The 5,278-nt window shown below is 72.9% G+C and carries 5 protein-coding genes; 3 read left to right on the top strand and 2 right to left on the bottom strand.

What is annotated here, in order from left to right; translation table 11 throughout:
* Positions 1-35 precede the first annotated feature (35 nt).
* Together ACWED2_RS48240 and ACWED2_RS48235 are read right to left on the bottom strand one after the other, a co-directional pair.
* A complete protein-coding gene (locus ACWED2_RS48240) occupies positions 36-1,352 on the bottom strand; it encodes a sensor histidine kinase (RefSeq protein ID WP_449697228.1) in 1,317 nt (438 codons plus the stop codon).
* On the bottom strand, positions 1,349-2,065 hold the full coding sequence (locus tag ACWED2_RS48235; RefSeq protein ID WP_449697227.1) for a response regulator transcription factor: 717 nt from the start codon (positions 2,063-2,065) through the stop codon (positions 1,349-1,351). The genes ACWED2_RS48240 and ACWED2_RS48235 overlap by 4 nt, the downstream gene beginning before the upstream one ends.
* 148 nt (positions 2,066-2,213) lie before the next feature.
* On the opposite strand from ACWED2_RS48235, the gene ACWED2_RS48230 reads away from it, so the two are divergent.
* Genes ACWED2_RS48230 through ACWED2_RS48220 form a run of 3 tightly spaced genes read left to right on the top strand, consistent with a single transcriptional unit; the run spans position 2,214 to position 5,154 of the window.
* Entirely contained in the window at positions 2,214-3,308 is a 1,095-nt protein-coding gene (locus ACWED2_RS48230) for a LolA family protein (protein ID WP_449697226.1), read from the top strand.
* On the top strand, positions 3,305-4,279 hold the full coding sequence (locus tag ACWED2_RS48225) for an ABC transporter ATP-binding protein (RefSeq protein WP_449697225.1): 975 nt from the start codon (positions 3,305-3,307) through the stop codon (positions 4,277-4,279). Before ACWED2_RS48230 ends, ACWED2_RS48225 begins: the two co-directional genes overlap by 4 nt.
* Positions 4,276-5,154 (top strand): ABC transporter permease, encoded by an 879-nt coding sequence (locus ACWED2_RS48220; protein WP_449697224.1) that lies wholly within the window; start codon positions 4,276-4,278, stop codon positions 5,152-5,154. The genes ACWED2_RS48225 and ACWED2_RS48220 overlap by 4 nt, the downstream gene beginning before the upstream one ends.
* The last annotated feature ends 124 nt before the right edge of the window (positions 5,155-5,278 follow it).

Raw genomic sequence — 5,278 nt, 5'->3', positions numbered from 1 at the left:
TGAGTGGTAATTCGGGTTAGAACCCGAATTACCACTCACGACCCCGGGCCGGCCGCGCGCCAGACGACCACGAACCGGGCGCCGCCGTCCGGGGACTCGCTCACCTGGACCCGCCCTCCCCGGCGCCGGACCGTCTCCGCGACCATCGCCAGCCCCAGGCCCGTGCCGCCCGACGAGCGGGCCCGGTCGTCCGCGATCCGGTAGAACCGGTCGAACACCTTCTCCCGGTGCTCCGGCGCGATCCCCGGGCCGTCGTCGTCGACCACGACCCGCACCGAAGACCGCGACGCCAGCACCGACACCACGATCTGCCCACGCGCGTATCGGCACGCGTTGCGCAGCAGGTTGTCCAGCACCAGCTCCACCTCCGCGTGCGCCGAAGACGCCCACGCCTGCGCGACCGCCGTGCTCACCCGCGTCTCCGGTGCGCCCGCCGGCAGCCGGGCCACCGCCGAACGCACCTCGCTCACCAGCTCGACCGGCGCGGCCGGTGGCACCTCCCCCGCGTCCGACCGGGCCAGGGACAGCAGGCCGTCCAGCAGCGACGACAGCCGCTCGGCCTCGGTCAAGATGTCCGACAGCGTTTCCTGCGCCAGCTCCGGATCCGGGTTGGTCACCGCCACCTCGGCCTGCACCCGGATCGACGCGACCGGTGACCGCAGCTCGTGCGCCGCGTCGCCGGTGAAGCGCCGGAGCCGCTCGGCCGCCTGCTCCTGCCGTTCCAGCAGCGCGTTGAACTCCTCCGCCAGCGCTCGCAGCTCGTCGTGCGAGTCCGGCAACGCCAGCCGCGCCCCCGGGGGCAGCGACCGCACCGAACCCCGCATGCGCGCGACCGGCCGCAGCGACAGGCGCACCACCAGCCACGTCGCGAAGCCCGCGACCAGCGCGCCGGCCGCCGCGACGACCACCAGCCACACCCCGCCGTAGTGCACCGCGGCGGCGAACCCGACCAGGCCGGCCCCGGCGACGACCAGCCGCTGTGCCCCGTCCGGCGCGCTGACGACCGTGCCGAGGTACCGCGCGCCGTCGCGCTGCACCGGCTGCCCCGCCTTGAGCGTCGAAACGTCGGCAGGCGCCAGCCCCGTCGGGGTGCCGCCGTCCACCGGCGTGCCCGCGATGTCCAGCACCCGCAACGTCACCGGTGCCGCGCCCGACAGCGGCCGCCCGGCGCTCACCTCGGCGCCGGCCGGGCCGAGCGCGGACGAGAGCTCGCGGTCGACCGAGCCGATGAGCAGCGGGGAGAGGTTCGACGCGGCCAGCGCCGCCAGCCCGAGCAGGCAGACCAGGGTGATCGTCGCGGCCAGCACGGTGATCCGGACCTGCAGGGTCCGGCCCCGCCACCAGGAGGTCACGGCGTGATGACCTCGTCGAGCTGCGCGTCGGACGCCAGGTAGCCATGCCCCCGCACGGTCCGCAGCAGCGCGCCGGCCCCGACGGCGTCGAGCTTGCGGCGCACGTACCCGACGTAGACCTCGACGAGGTTGCGGGTCACCGCCTGCTCCTCGCCCCACACCGCGCGCAACAGCTCGTCCTTGGTGACGACCGTGCCCGCCCGGCCGACGAGCACCTCCAGCAGCGCGAACTCCCGCGGGCTCAGCCCGACCTCTTCGTCGTGCCAGTGCACCTGCCGCAGCCCGCGGTCGACGGCCAGCGCGCCGAGCCGCAGCGTGCCGCGGCCGGCCTCCGGCCCGGCCCGGCGCAGCACCGCGCGGACCTGGGCGACCAGCACCACGAACGAGAACGGCTTGACGAGGTAGCCGTCGGCGCCGAGGTCGAGGCCGTCGGCCTGGTCGATCTCGCCGTCCTTGGCCGAGACGAGCAGCACCGGCGTCGTGACGCCGTCCTTGCGCAGCCGTTCCAGCACGCGGTAGCCGGACAGGCCCGGCAGCATGATGTCGAGCAGGATGACGTCGAAGGAGCCCGTGCTCGCCAGCTGCAGGCCGGTGGGCCCGTCCGCGGCCGTGACCACGTCCATGTCCTCCGCGCGCAGCCCGCGCTGCAGTGCCTTCCGCACGCCCGGTTCGTCGTCGACCACCAGCATCCGAGGTTTCACGAGACTCATCATGGCCGGTTTCCGCAGGTCGTGCGCCAGCTCTCAGCACGATCTCAGTGTCGGAGAGGGAACCTTCAGGGGTATCTCAGCCTCGAGAGGGAAGCGTCGTGGCCAGGGAGCCGGGCACACTCGAGTCCGGGAACACCACAGGGAGAGACGCATGAAACCGAAGACGAAGGGCATCACGGCCGCTGTCCTCGGCACCGCGCTCGGTGCCGGCGGGCTCGCGTTCGTCGCGATGCCGGCCAGTGCCGACGACAAGCCGGCGCTGCCGCAGGTGAGCGCCGAGGACCTGGTGCAGTCGGTGGTCAAGGCGAAGCCGGGCGCGTTCGACGGCACGCTGAAGGTGAGCAACGACCTGGGCCTGCCCGCGGTGGGGAACGCGGTGCCGGGCGCGCAGGCGCTGAACATGGACTCCGCCCACATCTTCACCGACGGCGCGGGCAAGAGCCGGCTGGCCGTCACGCAGGGCGCGAGCCAGGAGACCGTGGTCCACGACGGCACCACCGTCTGGGACTACAGCTCCAAGACGAACACCGCGACCAAGCTGACCGTTCCGGCCGACGTGGCCCAGCGCAAGGGCGCGGGCAGCGACAAGACGGCCGACCCGCTGGCGGCGTCGACCGAGCTGCTGGCGAAGGTCCGCGAGAGCAGCACGGTGTCGGTCGACGGCACCGCGTCCGTCGCCGGCCGCTCGGCCTACGAGCTGGTCCTGACGCCGAAGCCGACCGAGCGGACGCTGCTGCGCGAGATCCGCGTCGCGGTCGACTCGCAGACGCGGATGCCGCTGCGGGTGTCGGTGCTGAGCAACGGCACGGCGACGCCGGCGCTGGAGGTCGCGTTCACCGAGATCGAGTTCACCCAGCAGCCCGCCGACCTCTTCACCTTCACCCCGCCGAAGGGCGCCAAGGTGCAGGAGAAGACGCCGCAGATCGACCAGCACGCCAAGGACCTGGCCGAGCAGGCCAAGCAGGACGTCAAGGTCGTCGGCGACGGCTGGGACACCGTCGTCACCGGCAAGGTTCCGGCGGACGCGCTGAACGCGGCGCCGAAGCAGCAGGGTCGTGAGGGCCGCGGTGCCAACGCGGACCCGAAGGCGCTGCTCGAGCGGTTCGGCAAGAAGGTCAACGGCACCTGGGGCAGCGGCTACCTCTTCACCACGAAGGTGGGCAGCGCGGTGCTGACCGACGACGGCCGGTTCGCCGCCGGTGCGGTGCCGGAGCAGGTTCTGTACGAAGCGCTGGGTCAGAAGTGACCAGCACGGCTCTCCAGTCCGGGGCGGAGGTTTCTTCGGAGGCCTCCGCCCCGGCGGTCCCGCTCGCCGCGCGGACCCGGGGCTTGCGCAAGGTCTACGGCAGCACGGTCGCGGTCGACCACGTCGACCTCGACATCCCCGCGGGCGCGGTGGTCGGGATGCTCGGGCCGAACGGCTCGGGCAAGACGACGACCATCCGGATGCTGCTCGGGCTGGTCCGGCCGACCGAGGGCGAGGTCGAGCTGCTCGGCCGTCCGATGCCGGACGCCGCCGCGCACGCGCTGCCCGACGTCGGCGCGCTGGTCGAGGGGCCGGGCTTCCACCCGTTCCTGTCCGGGCGCGACAACCTGCTGCGTTTCGCCGCGGCGGAACCGCGGCTGTCCTCGGCCGGGATTCCGGCGGCGGTCGACTCGGCGCTGGAGCGCGTCGGCCTGACCGGCGCGGCGCGGCGGCGGTACAAGGGGTATTCGCTCGGCATGAAGCAGCGGCTCGGGCTCGCTTCGGCGTTGCTGGTGCCGCGGAAGATGGTCGTGCTCGACGAGCCGACCAACGGCCTCGACCCTGCTGGTACCAGGGAGATCCGCAGGATCGTCGCCGAGCTGCACGCCGAGGGCGTCACCGTGCTGGTGTCGTCGCACCTGCTGGCCGAGGTCGAAGCGACCTGCACGCACGTCGCCGTGCTGCAGAGCGGGAACGTCGTCGCGCAGGGCGAGCTGGCGGAGCTGCTGGAGTCCGGGAACGCGGCCCTGCTGGTCCGCACGCCGGACGCGGAACAGGCGGTGGAGGTGCTGCGGGAGAACCGGATCGGCGCCCGGCTCACGCCGGACGGCGTCCGGGCCGACCTCACCGCGGCCGAGGCGCCGCGGGTGCTGCAGGTCCTGGTGGGCGCGGGGGTCGCGGTCCACGAGGCGACGCGGGCCCGCACCGGCCTGGAAGACCTGTTCGCGCGGCTGACGGAGGGGGCGGAATGACAGCGGTCCTGGAGGCACCGGCGGCCCGCACGGGCCACGACACGGTGCCGTTGCCGCGGCTGCTGGCCGCGGAGCTGCGGTGGATCTTCCGGCGGCCGCGGACGTTGGCCGTGCTGGGGTTGCTGGCGCTGATCCCGGTGGTGATCGGCATCGGCCTGACGCTGGTGGACGACACGGCTTCCTCGGGCGGCGGCCCGAACGACGGCGGCGGAGCGCTGCTGGCGTCGGCGGTCAACAACGCGTTCGTGCTGCCGATCGCGGCGATCGTGATGTCGCTGGCGCTGCTGCTGCCGCTGGCCTCGGCCATGGCGGGCGCCGACGCGATCGCGGGCGAGACGTCCCACGGAACACTGCGCGGCTGGCTGATCGCGCCCGTCGGGCGGGGTCGCCTGCTGGCGGTCAAGGCGTTCGGCGTCGCGACGGTTTCGGTGGTCTCGGTGCTGGCGATGTGCGTGACGGGCGTGGTGACGGGCCTGATCATCAACGGCACGGATTCGCTGTTCACGCTGTCGGGCACGACGTTGTCCCTCGGCGGCGCGCTGGCGCGGATCCTGCTTGTGGCGGGCTGGGTGGTGCTGCAGCTGTGGGCGGTCGGCGCGGTGGCGCTGGCCATCTCCAGCTGGACGGAGCACCCGATGCTGGTGGTGGCTTCGGTGCTGGCGGGCGACATCGTGTTCACCATCCTCGGGTTCCTGACGTCGCTGGACTGGCTGCACCCGTTCCTGTTGACGCAGAACTGGTCGATGGCGCCGGCGGAGGTCCTGCAGGACCCGATGGGCACGCAGATGCTGGGCGAAGGAGCCCTGCGCGCGGCTTGCTACATCGTGATCGGGCTTTCGCTGGCTTACGCCCGCTTGTCCACTCGGGATGGGTGAGACTGGTCGTGAGTGGTAATTCGGGTTAGCCGCATCGTCATCGTCGGGGTGACCGGTTCGGGCAAGTCGACGCTCGCGGCCCGGATCGCCGAGCGGACCGGCCTGCCCTACCACGCCGCGGACG

This window comes from Amycolatopsis sp. NPDC005003 (genome assembly GCF_053600695.1).
This window is presented reverse-complemented; position numbering and strand designations above follow the sequence as displayed.